23 protein-coding genes are annotated in these 19,543 nt (G+C 64.2%); 19 read left to right on the top strand and 4 right to left on the bottom strand.

Going from position 1 to position 19,543, the window contains the following annotated elements:
• Positions 1-7: 7 nt before the first annotated feature.
• The 3 genes from JHW44_RS12870 to mobA all read right to left on the bottom strand — a co-directional run bounded on the left by JHW44_RS12870 (position 8) and on the right by mobA (position 2,790).
• Positions 8-733: a TspO/MBR family protein gene (locus JHW44_RS12870; protein WP_245846716.1), complete on the bottom strand. Its 726-nt coding sequence runs from the start codon at positions 731-733 to the stop codon at positions 8-10.
• A gap of 108 nt (positions 734-841) precedes the next feature.
• On the bottom strand, positions 842-1,999 hold the full coding sequence (locus tag JHW44_RS12875; RefSeq protein WP_089342519.1) for an SAM-dependent methyltransferase: 1,158 nt from the start codon (positions 1,997-1,999) through the stop codon (positions 842-844).
• Between the two features lie 170 nt (positions 2,000-2,169).
• Entirely contained in the window at positions 2,170-2,790 is a 621-nt protein-coding gene (mobA, locus tag JHW44_RS12880; protein WP_089342518.1) for a molybdenum cofactor guanylyltransferase MobA, read from the bottom strand.
• Between the two features lie 160 nt (positions 2,791-2,950).
• Here mobA and JHW44_RS12885 point away from each other — a divergent pair, with 160 nt between their 5' ends.
• The 18 genes from JHW44_RS12885 (at position 2,951) to JHW44_RS12970 (ending at position 17,824) form a co-directional block, all read left to right on the top strand.
• Positions 2,951-3,745, top strand: coding sequence for a siderophore-interacting protein (locus JHW44_RS12885; protein ID WP_179217598.1), 795 nt, complete (start codon positions 2,951-2,953; stop codon positions 3,743-3,745).
• The gene (locus JHW44_RS12890; protein ID WP_089342516.1) at positions 3,742-4,428 is read left to right on the top strand and encodes a MotA/TolQ/ExbB proton channel family protein; all 687 of its coding nucleotides are present in this window, start codon (positions 3,742-3,744) and stop codon (positions 4,426-4,428) included. Before JHW44_RS12885 ends, JHW44_RS12890 begins: the two co-directional genes overlap by 4 nt.
• On the top strand, positions 4,425-4,820 hold the full coding sequence (locus tag JHW44_RS12895) for an ExbD/TolR family protein (protein ID WP_089342515.1): 396 nt from the start codon (positions 4,425-4,427) through the stop codon (positions 4,818-4,820). Before JHW44_RS12890 ends, JHW44_RS12895 begins: the two co-directional genes overlap by 4 nt.
• Positions 4,821-4,836: 16 nt before the next feature.
• A complete protein-coding gene (locus JHW44_RS12900) occupies positions 4,837-5,205 on the top strand; it encodes a biopolymer transporter ExbD (RefSeq protein WP_179217597.1) in 369 nt (122 codons plus the stop codon).
• Between the two features lies 1 nt (position 5,206).
• A complete protein-coding gene (locus JHW44_RS12905) occupies positions 5,207-6,145 on the top strand; it encodes an energy transducer TonB (protein ID WP_089342513.1) in 939 nt (312 codons plus the stop codon).
• Between the two features lie 214 nt (positions 6,146-6,359).
• Entirely contained in the window at positions 6,360-7,385 is a 1,026-nt protein-coding gene (locus JHW44_RS12910; RefSeq protein ID WP_089342512.1) for an SIS domain-containing protein, read from the top strand.
• A gap of 96 nt (positions 7,386-7,481) precedes the next feature.
• Positions 7,482-8,708: a glutathionylspermidine synthase family protein gene (locus JHW44_RS12915; protein WP_089342511.1), complete on the top strand. Its 1,227-nt coding sequence runs from the start codon at positions 7,482-7,484 to the stop codon at positions 8,706-8,708.
• Between the two features lie 19 nt (positions 8,709-8,727).
• Positions 8,728-9,312, top strand: coding sequence for a DUF1190 domain-containing protein (locus JHW44_RS12920; protein ID WP_089342510.1), 585 nt, complete (start codon positions 8,728-8,730; stop codon positions 9,310-9,312).
• Between the two features lie 9 nt (positions 9,313-9,321).
• Positions 9,322-9,831 carry a gluconokinase gene (locus tag JHW44_RS12925; RefSeq protein ID WP_089342509.1) on the top strand — a complete coding sequence of 170 codons (510 nt, stop codon included), beginning with the start codon at positions 9,322-9,324 and terminating at the stop codon, positions 9,829-9,831.
• Positions 9,832-9,864: 33 nt separating this feature from the next.
• A complete protein-coding gene (locus tag JHW44_RS12930; protein WP_089342508.1) occupies positions 9,865-10,746 on the top strand; it encodes a LysR family transcriptional regulator in 882 nt (293 codons plus the stop codon).
• 92 nt (positions 10,747-10,838) lie between these two features.
• Positions 10,839-11,663 carry a putative hydro-lyase gene (locus JHW44_RS12935; RefSeq protein ID WP_089342507.1) on the top strand — a complete coding sequence of 275 codons (825 nt, stop codon included), beginning with the start codon at positions 10,839-10,841 and terminating at the stop codon, positions 11,661-11,663.
• 23 nt (positions 11,664-11,686) lie between these two features.
• On the top strand, positions 11,687-12,724 hold the full coding sequence (locus tag JHW44_RS12940) for a TRAP transporter substrate-binding protein (RefSeq protein WP_089342506.1): 1,038 nt from the start codon (positions 11,687-11,689) through the stop codon (positions 12,722-12,724).
• Between the two features lie 22 nt (positions 12,725-12,746).
• Positions 12,747-13,292, top strand: a complete 546-nt coding sequence (locus JHW44_RS12945) for a TRAP transporter small permease subunit (protein WP_179217596.1) — start codon at positions 12,747-12,749, stop codon at positions 13,290-13,292.
• Positions 13,289-14,572, top strand: coding sequence for a TRAP transporter large permease (locus JHW44_RS12950; RefSeq protein WP_089342504.1), 1,284 nt, complete (start codon positions 13,289-13,291; stop codon positions 14,570-14,572). Before JHW44_RS12945 ends, JHW44_RS12950 begins: the two co-directional genes overlap by 4 nt.
• 29 nt (positions 14,573-14,601) lie before the next feature.
• Positions 14,602-15,270 (top strand): DUF2848 domain-containing protein, encoded by a 669-nt coding sequence (locus JHW44_RS12955; protein ID WP_245846715.1) that lies wholly within the window; start codon positions 14,602-14,604, stop codon positions 15,268-15,270.
• A 39-nt stretch (positions 15,271-15,309) separates the two neighbouring features.
• Positions 15,310-16,056 carry a 5-oxoprolinase subunit B family protein gene (locus tag JHW44_RS12960; RefSeq protein WP_089342502.1) on the top strand — a complete coding sequence of 249 codons (747 nt, stop codon included), beginning with the start codon at positions 15,310-15,312 and terminating at the stop codon, positions 16,054-16,056.
• Positions 16,053-17,078, top strand: a complete 1,026-nt coding sequence (locus JHW44_RS12965; protein ID WP_089342501.1) for a 5-oxoprolinase subunit C family protein — start codon at positions 16,053-16,055, stop codon at positions 17,076-17,078. Before JHW44_RS12960 ends, JHW44_RS12965 begins: the two co-directional genes overlap by 4 nt.
• Complete coding sequence (locus JHW44_RS12970; protein WP_089342500.1) at positions 17,069-17,824, top strand: LamB/YcsF family protein; 756 nt, start codon at positions 17,069-17,071, stop codon at positions 17,822-17,824. Before JHW44_RS12965 ends, JHW44_RS12970 begins: the two co-directional genes overlap by 10 nt.
• 9 nt (positions 17,825-17,833) lie before the next feature.
• Here the strand turns inward: JHW44_RS12970 and JHW44_RS12975 are convergent, their stop codons facing one another.
• On the bottom strand, positions 17,834-18,715 hold the full coding sequence (locus JHW44_RS12975) for a LysR substrate-binding domain-containing protein (protein ID WP_089342499.1): 882 nt from the start codon (positions 18,713-18,715) through the stop codon (positions 17,834-17,836).
• A 102-nt stretch (positions 18,716-18,817) separates the two neighbouring features.
• On the opposite strand from JHW44_RS12975, the gene JHW44_RS12980 reads away from it, so the two are divergent.
• On the top strand, positions 18,818-19,522 hold the full coding sequence (locus JHW44_RS12980) for an SDR family oxidoreductase (RefSeq protein WP_089342498.1): 705 nt from the start codon (positions 18,818-18,820) through the stop codon (positions 19,520-19,522).
• The last annotated feature ends 21 nt before the right edge of the window (positions 19,523-19,543 follow it).

The raw sequence follows: 19,543 nt of genomic DNA on the forward strand, positions 1-19,543 counted from the left end.
GCATGGCTCATGGATGATCCGGGTCCGTCACAGTCCGGCGGGCGCGCCATGCAATCAGCCCGATGGCCATCATGCCCAGCCCCGCAACGATAACCGTGGCGGGGCTGACCGGCGACAGATTGGCGACAATCACGCCAAACAGCGCCCATATCACCGCCAACGCATAGGTCCAGACCATGGGGCGCTGAACCTGAACGGCCAATGTAACCGCACAGACCAGGATCAGACACAGGATGGCGGCCCAGACCGGCGACATGATTGCATATCCGCCCAGCACGATGCCGATAGAAACGCCGCTGGCCGCCGTCAGCCAGCCGGCATAGAGCCCGAGCGGCAAGACCTGCCACCACTCGTCCCCCGTGCCCGCCCGGATCATGGCCAGAATGGCACAAGCCGTCATGAGCAGAATCAGCAATGTCGCCCAGACCGGGGCATGGCCCGCCAAGGGAATCCAGAAAAATCCCATCACCAGCGAAGCCAGCAGCGGCAGACGCATCGCGGTCCAATCCGGGGTGCTGCGTCGCGCGACAAGGCCAAAGGCCGCGCTCGCCACAAGCCAGGCATAGATCACACCCCAGATTGAAAAGGCCCAGCCGGCGGGCTGTACCGGCGGGTCATCCTGCGGCACCGGGAACAACTCCGGCGGATAGCCACCAAACTGACCAAACAGAAAGGGCGATGCCACGAAAGCCAGCACGGCAATCACCACCAGCAGCGAAAGATGTCGGGACATTGTGACTCCTTTGGGTTCTGACATGGCGCAACACCGGTCATTCCGCCTTGCCAACGTCCGCTGCGGCCATGCGTTCCGCGACATCACGGAAAATGCCGCAGGATGCGGTCAGACCCGTGCCAGCCGATATTGAATCACATCGGTGCGCCCCACCGCGAAAGAGGCCGCACAGGCCGCAAGGTAAAAGCGCCAGATCCGGATGAAGGCATCGTCAAAGCCCAGATCGCGGATACGCGGCAGATTCGCATCGAAACGACCCAGCCATTCCCGCAGCGTCCGGGCATAATCGCGACCAAAGCCAAAGCTGTCCTGCACGGCCAGACCGGCGCGCTCGGCCTCGGCCTGAAATCGCGCGGGTGAGGGCAACATGCCACCGGGAAAGATAAAGCTGCGGATCATGTCACCGCCCTTGCGATAGCGGTCGAAATAGCGGTCGGCCACGGTAATGGTCTGAATGACGGCCCTGCCACGATCTGTCAGCACCTGTGCCAGCTTGCCGAAATAGGCGGGCCAGTAACGCTCGCCGACGGCCTCGAACATCTCGATGGAGACGACATGATCATAGCGTCGGCCCTCATCCCGGTAGTCCTGCAGCGCGATATCGACATCATTCCCCAGCCGCCTGCGGGCAAACTCTGCCTGTTCCACCGACAGGGTCAGCCCCTTGGCGGCGAAATCGCCCCGCGCCAGCGCGCGTTCGGCAAATCCACCCCAGCCGCAGCCGATTTCCAGCAGCCGCCCGGAAGGCCGGGTCAGGTTGTCGATGATCCGGTCATATTTGCGCTGCTGGGCCGCCGTCAGATCGTCGCCTTCACCAAACAGTGCCGAAGAATAGGTCATGCTGCGATCCAGCCAGAGCGCGTAAAAGTCGTTCCCGAGATCATAGTGCGCGGCGATATTGCGTCGCGCGCCCGCGCGGGTGTTACGGTTGAACAGATAAAGCGCCCGCATCGCCAGCGCCTGCAGACGACGGCCATAGATATACCGATCCAGCACGTCTTCATTCATCAGCGCCAGCCGCAGCAATGCTTCAAGGTCGGATGTATCGCACCAGCCGTCACGATAGGCTTCGGCCAGCCCGATATCGCCCTTGGCCGCCAGCGCCGGAATGGTACGCCAGTCATGCAGAATGAAATCCGCTTCCGGTCCGTTTTCCTGCCCCCCGAAATGGCGAAGCTGTCCGTCAGGAGTGGTCAGCGTCAGTTTTCCGCGCCGGATCCCGGCAACCGTGGTCAGAAATTCCTTGGCCAGCCTTCGGTTCAGCATCTGGTGCCCCCTTCCCCTTGCGATATCCCTCCTGCCTCCCTTGCCAGAGTCTGCATGCGGGCGGCACAAGACATCTGCCTCTATCTGCCCGATGCCCGGACAACGGGTTCAAAGGTATGAAAGCACATCTTTTGCCGTGGCGGAAATATCTTGTAAGCACGTCACGTGGTTCAGGACATATCCCGCTCTGCCATCAGCCTCTGGGCCAGCATCAGATCCTGTGGCGTATTGATATTGAAGAAAGGATCGACCCCGTCACCATGCCAGGACACATGTCTGGCTTGATGGGCGCGGGCCAGATCGCGAACCCGGCGCTCTCCGCGCAGCAGCCTTGCGCGCAACTCGTCGCGCAGGGCGGTCGGCCACATCCCGAAAGTCGGATGCTCGTGGATCTGCCCCGATCCATCGGTCGAGGTCGCCAGCGCGATTCCCCCCGAAGGGGTGGCTGCGGCAAGCCGCGCCACCAGGTCGCGCGGCAGGAAGGGCGTATCCGCGGCCGCGCTGACAATCGCTGCATGGCCCTGCGCGGCCGCCCAATCCAGCCCCACCAGAATCCCTGCCAGCGGACCGGGACGGTCGGGCAGGCTGTCGGGCAGAACGGGCAGGCCGAATTCCGCAAAGCGCTGCGCATCGCCATTGGCGCTGAGTGCCAGAGCCGCGCATTGCGGTGTCAAACGGTCGATGACATGGGCGATCATCGGACGCCCCCGCAGCGGCAAGAGCCCCTTGTCGCCACCGCCCATCCGTGACGAGCGCCCTCCTGCCAGAATGATCGCGGGAAAAACTGCCATGGAAACAACATGCCCGGTTCCCTTCCCTGCCTCAAGCGGAGACGGGAAATTCACCGGATCCACATTCTTGACATATTTAGTCGGAAACTTTAGGCGATTGATATTGGCCATCCCGCGCTGCCCCAGGCGTTTCGATGCGCCCGGACAAGACAAGGTTCCGATGATGCGGCATGATCCCTCTCTCAACCGTCCGGCCAGCGCGCCGGCGACACCGCCCAGCTTCAGTCTGGGGCGGGTCGCCTCGGTGAAGCCGCTTGGCCGGGACTTTCTGCGGATGCGCATCGAATCGGACGATCTGTTCCGCTTTGCCGAAACCCTGATCCATTTCCGGCTGGTGCTGCAGCCCCAGGGCGTCACCACCCCGTCCTGGCCGGTGATGGACGCCGAAGGGCGCACGGTCTGGCCCAAAGGCGCGGCCGCGCTGCATCGCCCCGCCTATACGGTGCGCCATATCGACGCCGCGGCCGGTTGGATGGATACCGATATCTTTGTCCATGACGGCGGCCGCATCTGCGAATTCGCCCGTCAGGCAGAAAGCGGCGACATCATCGGTCTGAACGGGCCGGGCGGCGGTGGTGTCCCGACCGGCGCACGCCTGCTGATCGGCGGCGATGAAACCGCCTATCCCGCACTGGCCCGCGCAATCGAGGCCGCCCCCGCCAATGCCGGCGGCGATTGCTATCTGTTCGGGGACAGTGCCGATTATCCGCTTCCCGAACATCCCGGCATCACGCTGCATGTCACCCCGCGCGGCGAGGCCGAACTTGCCGAGAAACTGCGCAGAACCGGCACCAACGCGCAGGCGATCTGGATCGCCACCGAAAAATCGCGCCTTGGGCCACTGAAATCGACTATTCTGGACGAACTTGGAATTCCCAAAGGCATGACCCATCTGGCCGCCTATTGGTCCGCCCCGAACAGCACGGAATCCACTCCGGACGGAGACACGAGATGACCTCTTTTGCCACCATGATCGAAGCCATTCCCCTTTTTGCGATGATCCGCGACGGCGGCTGGACGATGTGGCTGATTGCCGCGCTGTCGGTCGTGACGCTTGCAGTGGTGCTGTGGAAGATCTGTTCGCTATGGCAGCTGGGTGTCTGGGGCGGTCGCCATTCGCAACGCGCGCTGGAGCTCTGGACCCAGGGCCAGCAACGACAGGCGCTGGCCGAGGTCAAGGGCCGGCCGTCGGCGCGGGCACGCGTGGCGCAGGCCGCGATCGGCACCACGCTGGACCCCTCGATCGACGAGAAGACCGCGCGCGAAGAAACATCGCGCATCGCGCGCCAGACGCTGTTTCGGGCCCGCGAAGGGCTGCGCGCGCTGGAGCTGATTGCAACGATTGCGCCCCTGCTTGGCCTGCTGGGCACGGTGCTGGGCATGATCTCGGCCTTTCAGGTGCTGCAGGAAGCGGGCAGCCGTGCCGATCCTTCGGCACTGGCTGGCGGCATCTGGGAAGCCCTGCTGACCACCGCCGCAGGCATGACGGTCGCCATCCCTGCCGGTGTCGCGCTCAGCTGGCTGGAATCCGTGGTCGACAAGCTGCAGGCCGACATGGAGGATCTGGCCACCCGCATCTTCGTCAAGGCACCCGTCGCCGATCAGCCCGCCGCGCGTCACCTTGAGGCTGCGGAATGACCGAGGACGGCTTTGATCTGGGACCTCGCCGACATCCGCGCCGGATGTCGCTGACGCCGATGATCGACGTCGTCTTCCTGCTGCTGATCTTCTTCATGCTGTCCTCGCGTTTCGGAATGGATGCCGTTCTGCCCATTGCCGGAGGTGCCGAAGGCGCGGCAAGCGAATGGCAGGGCCCGCCCCGTCTGGTCGATGTGGCGCCGGACTCGATCTCGCTGAACGGCGTGCCGACCGATCCCGATGAACTGGTCGCTGCGCTGAAGGCGCTGATGCCCGAGGACGGCGGTGCCGTGGTCCTGCGCGCCCGCGATGATGCCGATCTGCAGCAGATGGTCGATGTCATGGACCGGCTGTCCGCTGGCGGTTTATCCAATCTGATCCTGATCGAGTAAGCCGATGCAAATCGACATGCCGCCCCGCAAGCCCAAGGCCGAATCGATCATTCCGATGATCAATGTGGTGTTCCTGCTGCTGATCTTCTTTCTGCTGACGGCACAGATCACCCCGCGCGAGCCCTTCGAGATCACGCCCCCCGAAAGCAAGTCCGAACTGGCCGCGCAGGATCGTGGCGTGCTGTATATCTCGGCCGAGGGCGAGTTGGCCTACGACGAGGCCCGCGGAGAAGACGTCTGGCCGTTGATTGCAGCGCGCGACGATGGCGAGGATCTGGAAATTCGTGCCGACAGCGCCATGCCCGCCCATCATCTGGCCGCAGTTCTGCGGCAATTGCGCCAGACAAGCGATATCGGCGCGCAACTGGTCGTGAACGGAGGCTGAGATGCCCTCAAGACGTGTCATCGAGACAGCAGCATTCTTCGTGATCGCCGCAGCCCTGCATGTCTCGGCAGCGGCCCTGATCCTGCCCGAGCAGGTCAAGCGCGGCGCACCGCAGGACGCACCGCCCGCAGCATTGGCCGCAGGTTCCACCGACATGCAGGAGCTTGTGGCCCAGTGGGATGCCCCGCCCGCGCTTGATCCCGAACCGGTCCAGCCCGAACAGATCCAACCGCCGGTCGACGAGACGGCGGATGTCACGCCACAGCCGATGCCCCAGCCCGAACCCCCGGCCATGACGCAGCCCGATCCCCTGCCACAGCCCGAGGCCGTGGCCCGCCCCAACCTGCCGCCGCCACCGGAAGCGCCGCGCGTGGAAATTGCCAGGGAAAACCTGCCCGAACTGCGCAGCTTCGAACCGCCCGAGATCAAGGCAGAGCCAGCGCTGACGCTCAGCGCCTCGGCGCGCCCTGAAAGGCGACCGGCCAAACCCGAACCCAAACGTCAGGTCGCCAGGAAACAACCGGCCAAGCCCAGGGCACAGCCGCAAAAGCGCACGACCGCCCAAAAGCAGCAACAATCCGCCGCTGCCTCACGCGCGGGTCAGGGCGGACAGGCCAAGGCCACGCGTTCCGGCGGTGGCGGCGGTGGCATGAGCGCCAAGCAACGCGCCAGCCTGCAGGCCCAATGGCAGGCGCAGATATCCTCTTGCCTGCTGCGCAGCATCGCGCGGACCTCGGGCGGTTCGGGCCTGCGTGCCACGCTGAGCATACGCATGGGCCGCAACGGCCGGGTTCAGGCCGCTCAGATCTCTGGCTCGTCGGGCAATGCGCGGGTGGACCGCGAGATCACCCGTGGCGCCAAACGGGCCCGCTGTCCGGCGGCCCCCAAGGCGCTGACCAAAGCCAGCTACTCGTTCATCCAGCCGATCAGCATCCGCTGAAGCCGATCAATCTCTGGCGGCGGGTGTCCGAATGACCAGTCGGGGCAGATACCCTGACTGGTCTTTTCATTTGATATGGCTTTGTTATCCTGCGCCAAAGCTGGCCATGCCGCGCCCGCAAGGAACCGATCACGGCCCCGTCCCATCTGCGCAGATTGATATTACCCAGCGGGCCGGAAGCCATGTCTCGACCAAGAGAGCCGAAGGAAAGCCAATGACCCAAAGCCATATGGCGCGCGAAGTTCTGGAAATCCCCGTCGCAGCCGCGCGTTTCCTGTCGGGATCCGGCGATGCCGTCCGATCCGCGGCCAGGGCGCTGCGCAACAGCGATCCCCGCGTGATCGCCACGGTGGCACGCGGCTCATCGGATCATGCCGCCACCTACCTGAAATATGCCATTGAATTGCAGATGGGCGTGCCCGTCGCCTCGGTGGGCCCATCGGTTGCCTCGATCTACAAACGCCCGCTCAGGCTGAAGGACGGTGTCTGCATCGGCATTTCACAATCCGGTCGCAGCCCCGATCTGGTCGACATGATGAGAACCGCAGGTGCCGGTGGCGCCTTGTCGCTGGCCATCACCAATCACGCCGACAGCCCGCTGGCACAGGCATCCGAACATTGCCTTGCGCTGCAGGCCGGAGCGGAACAAAGCGTCGCCGCCACGAAGACCTTTGTCACGTCGGTCATGGCCGGTCTGGCATTGCTGGCGGAATGGTCCGAAGACGATGCGCTGCGCCGCGCGGTCACGGATCTGCCGGATGCATTTTCACAGGCGGTCGCGCTGGACTGGTCGCCCCTGTCGGCGCGTCTTGCGCGGGCCTCGCAGGCCTATGTGCTGGGGCGCGGACCGGGCTTTGCCATCGCCAGCGAGGCTGCGCTGAAGTTCAAGGAAACCTCGGGCATCCATGCCGAAGCCTATAGCGCCGCCGAGGTGCTTCATGGTCCCTCGGCCATCGTGCAGGCGCATTTCCCGGTGCTGGCACTGGGCCTGGACGACATGGCCCTGCCGCAGGTGAAGGCCACCGCCGAGCGGCTGGCCGCACAGGGGGCCGATGTCTTCCTGACCGGTGCCGATGCAACAGGGGCCACGCGGCTGCCCTCGGTCCCCGACCTGCATCCGCTGGTGGCGCCGCTGGTGATGTCGGCCAGCTTCTACGCCTTTGTCGAGGCCCTGGCCCGTCGGCGCGGATTTGATCCGGATACGCCGCCGCATCTGCGCAAGGTCACCGAAACCGTCTGAGACCGGCCTGGCCCCCGGCGCGCCGTCATGCCATCGCGCGGCGGCTGCGCCCGAATAGCTCTGGTTCACGGACCGGGCGCAGGATAAACCGGAGTCATGCAAAAGATTTCGCTTCCCGAGCGCCCCGACTGGCGCCAAACCGCAAGAGACGCCGGCTTCACCTTTGCCGACATGCATGGTGAACCCTATTGGGAGGAAAGCTCGGCCTATCGTTTCGATCTGCGCCAGATCGAAGATGATATCGAGGATCCTTCGACCGAACTGCATGCCATGTGCCGCGAGGCCGTGGCGGCGATCATCGCCAGCGAAAGACTGATGACGCGACTGGGCATCCCCGAGGCCCATCACGATCTGATCGCCGACAGCTGGAATCGCGCGGAACCGGAAATCTATGGCCGCTTCGATCTGGCCTATGACGGCAAGGGTCCCGCGAAGCTGCTGGAATATAACGCCGACACACCGACATCACTCTATGAAGCCGCCGCCTTCCAGTGGCAATGGCTGGAAGACCAGTTGGCCAATGGCGTCCTGGCCGAGGGCAGCGACCAGTTCAACGGCATTCACGAGGCTCTGGTCGAGCGTTTCAGGGAATTGTTCCCCAAGGGCACCGATCTGCATTTCACCGCTGCTGCAGGCAATCCCGAGGATTACGCCACCGTCGAGGCCATGGGCTGGGCCGCGCGCGAGGCGGGCATGGGCGCGCATTACTGCGATCTGGACAAGATCGGGATCAGCGCCGAGGGCCAGTTCCTCGACGGCGAGGATCGTGTGATGGAAACGCTGTTCAAGCTGTACCCATGGGAGGATCTGCTGCAGGACGACTATGCCAGTCACATCGTCGGCTCGGGCTGCATGTTCCTGGAACCGGCATGGAAGGCGGTCCTGTCGAACAAGGGGCTGTTGCCGGTGCTGTGGCAGATGTTCGAGGGCCACCCCAATCTGCTGCCCGCCTATTTCGCCGATGATGTCGCCGATGCGCTGGTGGCCTCGGGCCGCGCCGACCGCGCCATCGCCGACAGCTTTGACCGTGCCGCCGATGCCATGCGTCGGGGTCATGTCGTCAAGCCGATCTTTTCGCGTGAAGGGGCCTCGATCAGCATTGTCGAGAACGGCGAGGTCAGTGAAACCTCGCCGAATACGGATTACGACCATCATCCGCGCATCGTGCAGGCCTATCATCCCCTGCCCGAATTTGACGGCTTCCGCCCGGTGATCGGAGCCTGGATCGTCGGGCAGAACTGCGTTGGCATGGGGGTGCGCGAAGACCGGTCGCGCATCACCCAGGACCTTTCCCGCTTCAAACCCCATTTCATCGCCGGCTGATCTGGCCGAGGGAGGAAACATGAGAAAACGTTCCAGAACCGTCGCATTGACCATCCTTGGCGCTGCATCTTTCGCCGTGGCAGGCTGTCGCGAAGAACAGGTCGATGCACAGGCCTTTCCTGATCTGGCCAGTTGTCAGGCCGAGGCGGCCAACGGCGGGTTGTTCACCGCCGAGGAATGCGAGGCGGCCTTTGCCGAGGCCGAGGCCCTGCACGTCGAGGCCGCGCCCCGCTATGAAAGCCTCGAGGTCTGCGAGGAACAGCATGGGCAGGGCAATTGCGGTTCCGAAGCGGAGCAGGTCTCCAATGGCGGATCGGGCAGCATCTTCATGCCGCTGCTGGCCGGATATCTGATCGGCAACATGCTGGGTCGCGCCGGCGGCGGGATGGCGGCGGCACAACCGATGTATCGCAATGCCAGTGGCGGCTTTACAAATGCCGCCCGCACCAGCAGCTTTTCCTCGAACAGCGGGCGTGGCACGATGGGCGCGCAACAATTCACCCGCCCCGCCAGCACCGTCGGCAAGGCTCCGATGAGCCGCGCCACCGCGACCTCGCGCGGGGGCTTTGGCAGCCGCACGGGTTCGCGCGGGATCGGCGGCTGAGTCGGGTCAATGGACAGACAACCCGTTCTGGTCATGGGAATCTGTGGCACCGGAAAATCAACGCTGGCGGCGGCGATTGCCGCACGTCTGCAGGGCAGCTTTATCGAAGGCGATGACTATCACTCGCCGGAAAACATCGCCCATATGGCCGCCGGACAGCCATTGACGGACGACATGCGCCTTGGCTGGCTGGACCGGCTGGGAGAGGCCATGCGCGAGGCCCCCGCGCCTGCCGTGCTGTCCTGCTCGGCCCTGCGCCACAGCTATCGCCAGCGGCTGGCCCGCATGGCCGGGCCGATGCGGATCATCTTTCTGCACGGGCCACGCCCGCTGATCGAGGCGCGCATGGCGGCGCGGGCCGGACACTTCATGCCCGCCACCCTTGTCGACAGTCAGCTGGATACGCTGGAGCCCCCCGATCCCATCAACGAAGGCGCAATCTGGATAGATATCTGCAACAGCCCCGATATCATGCTGCACCATGCAATGACCGCACTGGCGGGAAAGGCTTTGTCTTGACCGATATCCCCTCATGCCCACAGATTTCGAACCATGTTCGGCTTTCGTGACATTGAAATCATCCATGCGATCGCACGCCATGGCGGCTTTCGCGCGGCATCAGACGCGACCGGACTGGCGCAATCCGCGATTTCGCGCCGCGTCCGGCATCTGGAAGACCGGCTGAAAGTCGTATTGTTCGAACGCGACGGCCGGGGCGTGCGGCTGACGGCAGCCGGGCGACGGCTGTGCGATGAAACCGAAATCCTTGTCGCGCAGCGTGACCGCATTCTGGAAGAGCTGACCCAGGATGTCATGGCCGGAGTTGTCCGGCTGGGCGTTGCGGAAACCATGACACATACGGTCCTGCCCCGCCTGCTGACCGATCTGCGCAACCGCCACCCCTTGCTGCGCTTTGAAATATCGATCGACACATCGGACCAGATGGCGCATCTGCTGCAAAAGGACGGGCTGGATGTCGCCATCATGATGCGCGATCAGGCCCCACGCGGCGTGAATCTGACCCCCCTGCCGGCAGTCAGCCTGGGCTGGTTCGTCTCGCCCGAACATTTCGACCTGCCCGATCCCGCGGATATCGACGATCTGGCCGCACTGCCCATCGTGTCCTTTCCCAAGGCCACCCTTCCGCACCGGCGGGTCGTGGACCTTCTGTCACCGGCGCGCAAACAGGCCGCCGCCATTCATGGCTCGGCCTCTCTGGCAACGGTGCTGCATCTGGTCTCGCAGGGCTTTGGTATCGGAACCATCCCGAGCGACATCGTCGCCGCCTGGCCCCATGCCGGGCTGAAGGAAATCAATGTCCAGCCACGGGCCATGCTGCCCGACCTGGAATTCGCGATCTGCTACATGCCCGAACGCAACGAGAAAATAGGTCGCGAAGTCACCCGTGCCGCCCTGCAGGCCGCAAATGAGTGATGCCAAAAACAGATCAATACTGGGAAAAACTGAACTATTGATTGAATAGGTCACTTTGTTGAATCCTTGACGCCAAGCCGGAGGATCTATCAATGCCAGACAGTTCGAACCCATTTTCTGACCCGCAGGTCTTGCGCGCCGCCATTCGTGCTGGCGAATTCGAAGGGCCGACCTCGGGTCTGGGCGGCGATGCGCTGCAGGCCAATCTGGTCATTCTGGGCGGAACGGATGCAGCGGATTTCCTGCGCTTCTGCCAGGCCAATCCGCGTCCCTGCCCGCTGCTGGCCGTAGGTGAGCCCGGCGACCCCTCGTTGCCGACACTCGGCCGCGACATCGATCTGCGCCACGACCTGCCCCGTTACCGCCTCTGGCGCGATGGCGCGCTGGTCGATGAGCCCACCGATATCGCCGCCTATTGGCGCGACGACATGGTGTCCTTCGCCATCGGCTGTTCCTTCAGCTTTGAAGACGCGCTGACACGGGCCGGTATTCCGGTGCGCCATCAGCAGAACGATCGCAATGTTCCGATGTATCGCACCAAGCTGCCAACCCGCCCCGCCGGGCGTTTCGGCGGGCCGCTGGTGGTCAGCATGCGCCCCATGCTTGCCGCCGATGCCATCGAGGCGGTCAGGATCTGCGAGCGGTTTCCCCTGGCCCATGGCGCTCCGGTCCATCTGGGCGATCCCGCACAGATCGGAATCGGTGATATCATGGCCCCGGATTACGGCGATGCACCCGAGTTTCGCGAAGGAGAGATCCCCGTCTTCTGGGCCTGCGGCGTCACCCCTCAGGCGGCGATCGACGCGGCCAGGCCGGAACTGGCCATCACCCATGCGCCCGGTCACATGCTGGTCACGGATATCCCGTCAGGGCGTGCCGAAGCCATGCTGACCGGCGTCAACAACAACAAGACTTGAAACGACCCAACAGGAGAAACATCATGAAACGCACCGCTCTGAGCCTGCTTGCCGGAACCGCGCTGATTGCCTCGCCCGTCATGGCCGAAGAACTGGCCGTCGTCGGCAGCTGGAGCAGCCTGCCGCTGTATCAGGATTTCGAAACGCCCTTCTGGACCGAGAAACTGCCGGAAATGACCGGTGGCGAATTTACCGCGCAGCTGACCAGCTTTGACCAGATGGGCATTGCGGGGTCCGATGTCTATCGCATGCTGGGTGATGGTGTCTTTGATGTCGGATCGACCGTGGCCGACTACACTGTCGGCGACGCGCCTGAACTGGAAGGTCTGGATGTGCCGCTGGTCGCTACCACACCGGCCGCCGCCAAGGCCATGGTGGAAGCCGCGCGTCCGATGGTCGAAGACATCATGCGCGACCGCTTTGGGTCCGAGGTTCTGGGCATCGCCCCCTATCCGCCGCAGGTCGTGTTCTGCAAGGGCGAGATCACCTCGCTGGCCGATCTGGAAGGCAAGAAAGTCCGTGGCTCGGGCCGCATGACGACGAAATTCCTTGAGGCGCTGGGGGCCCAAGGCATCAATATCGCCTTTTCCGAAGTGCCCGGCTCGCTGGAGCGCGGCGTGATCGACTGTGCCGTGACCGGGGCCGGGTCGGGCTATTCCGCGGGTTGGTGGGAGGTTTCGGACCACCTGATGACGCTGCCGCTGGGTGGTTGGGATTCGGTGGTCATCGCGATGAATGCCGACCGCTTTGACGGGCTGAGCGCCCAACAGCAGCAGACGCTGAAAACCGCCGTCGCCGAAGGCCTGGAAGGCCCGGCATGGGACGCCGCCGAAGGTGGGTTGACCGATGACATCGCCTGCCTGACCGGCAATGGTGAATGCCCCTCGGGTGACTCGGCCTCGATGGTGCTGGTCGAGGCCAGCGAGGCTGACACCGAAACCGCCCGCAAGATCCTGACCGAGCAGGTTCTGCCCGAATGGGCCGAGCGCGCCGGCGACGACTGGGCCGCACGCTGGAATGACAGCGTCGGACAGGTTGTCGGCCTGACCATCGGACAATAGGGCGACAGGAAAGGCCATCGCCATGATCGATAACCTGCAAGGCGCGGTCATTCGTGCCAATCGAGCCGTCGCCCTGCTTCTGGGGGTGGGGCTGGTGCTGACCGTCCTCTTCATCCTGACCGATGTGATCCTGCGCAAGTCGGGTGCCGGATCGCTTGGCGGGTCGGACGAAATCTCCGGTTACGTCATGGCGGCGGTCGCAAGCTGGGGCATGGCCTGCGCCATGGTCGAGCGCGCCCATGTCCGCATCGATGTGATCCGCCACAAGCTGGCCCAGCCCGGCCGCATCGCCATGGATCTGTTTGCGATGATCGTCACCAATGCGACGATCATCCTGATCGCCTGGCATTGCTGGCCGGTGCTGCAAAAGACGCTGGAACGAGGTTCGCGCGCCAATACACCGCTGGAAACGCCGCTTTGGATCCCGCAGGGCATCTGGTTTTCCGGCTGGGTCTGGTTCGCGCTTTGCGCCACCGCGCTGACCCTGATCGGCATTGCCCATCTGCGGGCCCAACGCAGCGACGCCTTCGACGCCACGCTGGGAATCGGATCGGAGCTCGAAGAATGATCTGGACCGTCGCAATCTCGCTGCTGGGGCTGATGGCCCTGTCCATTCCTGTCGGCATCGTGCTGTTCCTGCTGGGCATCGGAGTCGGGGAATTCTATTCCGCCTTTCCGCTGCTGCGCGGTCTGGGCCAGGTCGTCTGGTCATCCTCGAACAGTTCGACGCTGATCGCGATTCCATTGTTCGTGCTGTTGGGCGAAATACTTGTGCGAGGGGGCGTGGCCGAACGCACCTATGCCGCGCTGGACAAATGGCTGTCCTGGCTGCCCGGCGGGCTGGTTCATGCCAATATCGCAACCGCCACCATGTTCTCGGCCACTTCGGGGTCTTCGGTGGCCACCGCTGCTACCGTTGCAACCGTCGCCATGCCGCAAGCCGAGCGGCTGAACTATGACCCGCGGCTGTTTTCCGGCGCGATTGCCGCGGGCGGCACGCTTGGCATCCTGATCCCGCCTTCGATCAATCTGATCGTCTATGGCTTTCTGACCGAAACCTCGATTCCGCAACTGTTTTCGGCCGGCTTGCTGCCGGGCCTGCTGATGGCATTGGGCTTCATTGCCATCACCGCGCTGATCTGCACCCTTCGCCCCCATCTGGGCGGCCCCTCGCGCAGCTTCGACTGGCAGGAACGTCTTGGCAGCCTGCTGCAACTGGTGCCTATCATCGTTCTTTTCGCGGTGGTGATCGGTTCGATCTATGCCGGCTGGGCAACGCCGACCGAATCCGCCGCCATTGGTGTGGTGATGGCGGCACTGATTGCCACGACGCTCGGCAGCGGGCTGAACCTGGCCGCAATCTCTCAGGCGCTGCATGGCACGATCCGCATTTCCGCAATGATCATGCTGGTGGTCGCCGGGGCCTCGTTCCTGAACTTCGCCATGACCTCGGCAGGGCTGGGGCGGCAGCTGACCGAGATGATCGGGGGGTCGGGCCTGTCGCCTTTTGGCACGCTGCTGCTGGTCATCGCGCTTTATCTGGTGCTGGGCTTCTTCATCGAAACCCTGTCGCTGATGGTCGCCACGATCCCTATCGTGGTGCCGATCATCGCCGGGCTGGGATATGACAAGGTCTGGTTCGGCGTGCTGATGATCGTGCTGATCGAAATGGCGCTGATCACCCCTCCGGTCGGTCTCAACCTGTTCGTCGTGCATGGCGTGCGCAAATCCGGTTCCATGAATGACGTGATCATGGGGGCCATCCCCTATGTGCTGGTGATGATCTGCATGATCGCCGCGCTGATCGCCCTGCCCGGCCTGGCGCTGTGGCTGCCGTCAATCCTGTGACCGGCCCCGATAACCTGAAAGGAATGACGATGCGTTTCATCGTGAACGACACACCGCTGGATCTCGATCCGGCCCATCTGATCATCGCGGGCTGGACCGGTCGTGACGCCGCCGCGATCCAGCACCATATCGACGAGCTGGCCGAACTGGGGGTCAAACCGCCCTCGACGACGCCACTGTTTTATCGCGTTTCGGCGGGATTGCTGACCACCGGTGACTCGATCCAGGTCGTCGGCAATGCCTCGTCGGGCGAGGTCGAGCCGATGATCCTGCAATCGGGCGGGCAACGCTGGCTGGGGCTTGGTTCGGACCACACCGACCGCGCGCTGGAGGCACATTCCGTCGCCATGTCGAAGCAGGTCTGCGCCAAGCCCTGCGCCGCCCGACTTTGGCCCTGGGAGGACGTCGCGGATCGTCTTGAGGATATCCGGCTGGAAAGCTGGATCGAAGAGGATGGCGAATGGGTTGTCTATCAGCAGGGAACGCTGGCCTCGATCCGCCCCCTGGGCGAGTTGATCGACGGCGGCAGTCTGGATGCGCTGTCCCGCGATGGTGCCGTGGCAATGATGTGCGGCACTTTCGGTGCCATTGGCGGTGTGCGCCCCGCCACGCGGTTCCGCATGACCATGACCGATCCGGCCCGCGACCGCAGCATCAGCCACGAATACAGCATGGTTCAACTGCCTGAGATCGCTTAGGTCAACGGTCGGGATCAACACAACTGCAGGAGCTTCAGCATGGGCGATGATGACAGCCTGACCCCGGAAATTCATCCCGCCGGGCCTGACGCATTGCTTTTGCGCTTTGCGCTGACGCCCTGCCCCGCCGCCATGGCTGCCGCGCAGGTGCTGGCGGCGCAGCTTGAACGCGATCCGCCGGAGGGCGTTGTTGAAATCGCCCCGGCACTGGTCTCGGTCCTGCTGCGCTTTGACCCCGCCATCACGCAACGCGCCACGCTGGCGCAGGCGGTGCTGACACGGGCCGATGCCATCGCAAGCCGGCATATGGCGCCGCCACCGCCGACACGGCGCTGGACCATCCCCGCCGCCTTTGGCGGGGAAAACGGTCCGCATCTTGAGCAGGTCGCCCGGAAGCTGTCCATCACCCCCGCGGCCGCCATTGCGCAGGTCTGTGACAGCGAGCTGCGCGTTCTGGCCATCGGCTTTGCACCGGGGCAGCCCTATATCGGCCTGCTGCCCGAACCATGGGATCTGCCGCGCCTGTCCGATCTGACGCCCTCGGTTCCCGCGGGGGCCGTGGTGGTGGCCGTGCGCCAGATCGTGATGTTTGGTGCACCCTCGGCCACCGGCTGGCGCCAGATCGCCCGCAGCGCCTTTCGCACCTTTCTGCCCGAGCGCGCCGAGCCGATGCCGCTGCGCCCTGGTGACGCCATCCGCTATGCACCGGTCTCGGATTCGGAAATTGCCGCTTTGGCCCGTCACGAGGACGGTCTGGGCGGCGCCAAGCTGGAGGTTCTGGCGTGACACATCTGACGATCGAACGCGCCGACGGCCTGCTGACCGTTCAGGATCTGGGCCGCCCCGGATATCTGGCCCAGGGCCTGTCGCGCGGAGGCGCCATGGACCGGCGTGCCCTGTTCGAGGCCTCCGCCCTGCTGGGGCATGACAGCCCTCTCGCGGCCATCGAGATGGCTGCGGCAGGCGGCGTGTTCACGGTTTCCCAGCCCACACGGGTCGCGCTGACCGGCGCGCCGATGATGGCAACACTGGATGACTCGCCGTTGCGCTGGCATGCGACGCATCTGCTGCAGCCGGGCCAGAAGCTGCGCATTGGTGGCGCCCAGGCGGGGGTCTATGGCTATCTGACGCCAGCAGGTGGCATCACCTGCGCCCCCTGGCTGAACAGCCGCGCCGCCCATCTGACCTGCGGGATCGGTGCCTTGTTGCAATCGGGCCAAGGCCTGCCCTGCGGCGTGGATGACACGCCCGACGCCCCGCCCCGCATCGTTGACGCCCAGCCCCGCTTCAATGGCGGCCTGCTGCGCATCGCACCGGGGCCGCAGACCGACCTGTTCGACACCGAGACGCTGGAACGTTTCCTGGGCGCGGAGTTCACCCGGGGGGCGCGCGGCAACCGGCAAGGGGTGCAGTTGGACGCGGACGCTCGTTTTACCAGCCGTTTCGCTGCCGGGCTGGCTTCGGATGTGATCGGGCCGGGCGATGTCCAGATGACCGGCGATGGCATTCCCTATGTGCTGATGGCCGAATGCCAGACCGTTGGCGGCTATCCCCGTATCGGCAGCGTCGTGCCCGCCGATCTGCCGATCATCGCGCAGGCTGCACCCGGCACGCGACTGCGCTTCCAGATGCTGACCACCGAACAGGCCGATGCCAGCTTTCGCAGCGACACCAGCCAGATCGCCGAGACACGGGCGCGCTGCCGCAACCTGATCCGCGACCCGGCGACGATCACCGACCTGCTGTCCTATCAACTGATCGGCGGCGTGACCGCCGGAACGGAACTGGAAGAGAACACATGCGCGTAGATCTGAATTCCGACATGGGTGAAGGTTTCGGCCCGTGGAATATGGGCGATGACGCCAGCTTGCTGGATATTGTCACCTCGGCCAATATCGCCTGCGGCTTTCACGCCGGAGACCCAGATGTGATGGCCCGCACCATGCGCCTTGCATCAGAAAACGGCGTCGGCATCGGTGCCCATCCGGGCTTTGCCGATCTGCAGGGATTTGGTCGCCGCAGGCTGCATCTGTCGGCTGAAGAACTGGGCAATATGGTCGCCTATCAGCTTGGCGCGGCCCGGGGCATCGCGCGCAGCATGGGCACGAATGTCCGGCACCTGAAGCTGCATGGCGCCCTGGCGAATATGGCCAGCGAGAACCCCGATATTGCGCGCGCCTGCTATTCGGCGGCCCTGCGCGTTGACCCCGAGTTGATCCTTGTCGTGCTGTCGGCCACCCCCATGCAGGCCGTGGCCGAGGATCTGGGTGCCAGATGGGCGGGCGAAATCTTTGCCGATCGCGCCTATAATGACGATGCCACCTTGCTCGACCGCAGCAGGCCGGGCGCAGTGCTGCATGACGCCACCGAGGCCGGACAGCGCATGGAGGCGATGATCCGCGCCGGGGCGATCATTACCGCCAGTGGCAAGCAGATCCCCTGCCGGATCGACACGATCTGCGTGCATGGCGACAGCGCCGATGCCGTGGCCATGGCCGGGGCCGTGCGCAACCACCTGACGGGCGCAGGCATTGCGGTGCGGCGATTTGACTGACCCGCGCGACTAACCGCGCGACAGTATCCAGGACATGACAACCTCGACCGCCTTGCCCCGTGCCGGTGACAGCCGCGACAGCAGGTAAAAATCGCGCTGGCCATTCAAGGCCCCGTCATGCACCTGCACCAGGCGGCCCGCGGCAATATCGTCAGCCACCAGAAAGCGCGCGGCAAGGGCGATGCCCTGCCCCGCCAGCGCCGCATCAATCGTCAACGATGTCTGGTTCAGCCGCATTGCAGGGGCGGCCAGCCCCCCGACATGACCCAGCACGTGCCGCGCATATTCCGACCACAGGTCATGAGCATCATGCAGCAGCGTGAAAGAGGCAAACTGACCGGCATCCAGAGGCAACTCATGCCCGGCAACCAGGGCTGGCGACGCCACCGCAATGACATCCTGGGAAAACAGCAGCCTGGCGTCCAGACTGGCACCAAAGGGCGGGGTGCCCTGCCGTATCGCCAGGTCGATACCATCTGCGCGAAAGCTGGACAGCGCCTCGGTCGCCAGAATACGCAATTCGATCTCGGGATGCTGTCGGGTGAACTCTGGCAGCGCCGGGATCAGCCATTTCGAGGCCAGGGTCGGCGTGACGCTGATCGTGACCACCGCCGTGCGCGGGCGCAGGTCATCGGTGGCCTGCAGCAGGATATCGAAGGCGCGGGTGACCTGCTGATGATAGGCGCGCCCCGCTGCGGTAAAGGCCAGCCCCTTGGGTTGCCGCTGGAACAGGCGCAGACCCAGACGCTCTTCCAGGCCCCTGACCTGCTGGGCCACCGCGCCCTGGGTGACGCCCATTTCTTCGGCGGCAGCCCGGAAATTCAGATGCCGCCCCGACATTTCAAATGCCTTCAGCGCATTGAGCGGGGGGAGTTCAGGCTGTTTTGACAATAGTTTTTCTACACTCAGATTGTAGGGCTTCTCTCTCGCACTGCGCCATACCGCAGCATATATTCACCTTAACCGAAACGGATGAATTCAGGGAAGCGCAAAATGACTGTAGAAAAAGTAGCATTGGTGACGGCCGGCGGCAGTGGCATGGGTGCAGATGCAGCCCGCAGGCTGGCCGCAGACGGTTTTCATGTGGGCATCCTGTCCTCCTCGGGCAAGGGTGAGGCCCTTGGCAAGGAACTGGGCGGTTTTGGCGTCACCGGTTCGAACCTGTCGCAGGCCGATCTGGAAGCGCTGGTCAACGGCGCCGTGGAACGCTGGGGCCGCGTCGACGTGCTGGTGAACTCGGCTGGTCACGGCCCCAAGGGTCCGGTTCTGGAAATCCCGGACGAGGACTGGCATCAGGGCATGGAAGTGTATCTGATGAATGTGATCAGACCGACCCGTCTGGTCACGCCGCTGATGCAGGCGCAGGGCGGCGGCGCGATCATCAACATCTCGACCTTCGCCGCATTCGAACCCGACCCGCTGTTCCCCACCTCGGGCGTGTTCCGCGCCGGTCTGGCCGCATTCTCGAAACTGTTTGCTGACAAATATGCGGCTGACAATATCCGCATGAACAATGTGCTGCCCGGCTTCATCGACAGCCTGCCCGAAACCGAGGATCGCCGCGCCCGCATCCCGATGGGCCGCTATGGTCACGCGGCCGAGGTGTCTTCGCTGATTTCCTTCCTGGCTTCGGAAGGCGGCGGCTATATGACCGGTCAGAACCTGCGTGTCGACGGCGGACTGACCCGTGCAGTCTGAGCTTGCCCCATCGGCCCGTTC

Origin of the sequence: Paracoccus seriniphilus (assembly GCF_028553745.1) — a bacterium.
Taxonomy (GTDB): domain Bacteria; phylum Pseudomonadota; class Alphaproteobacteria; order Rhodobacterales; family Rhodobacteraceae; genus Paracoccus; species Paracoccus seriniphilus.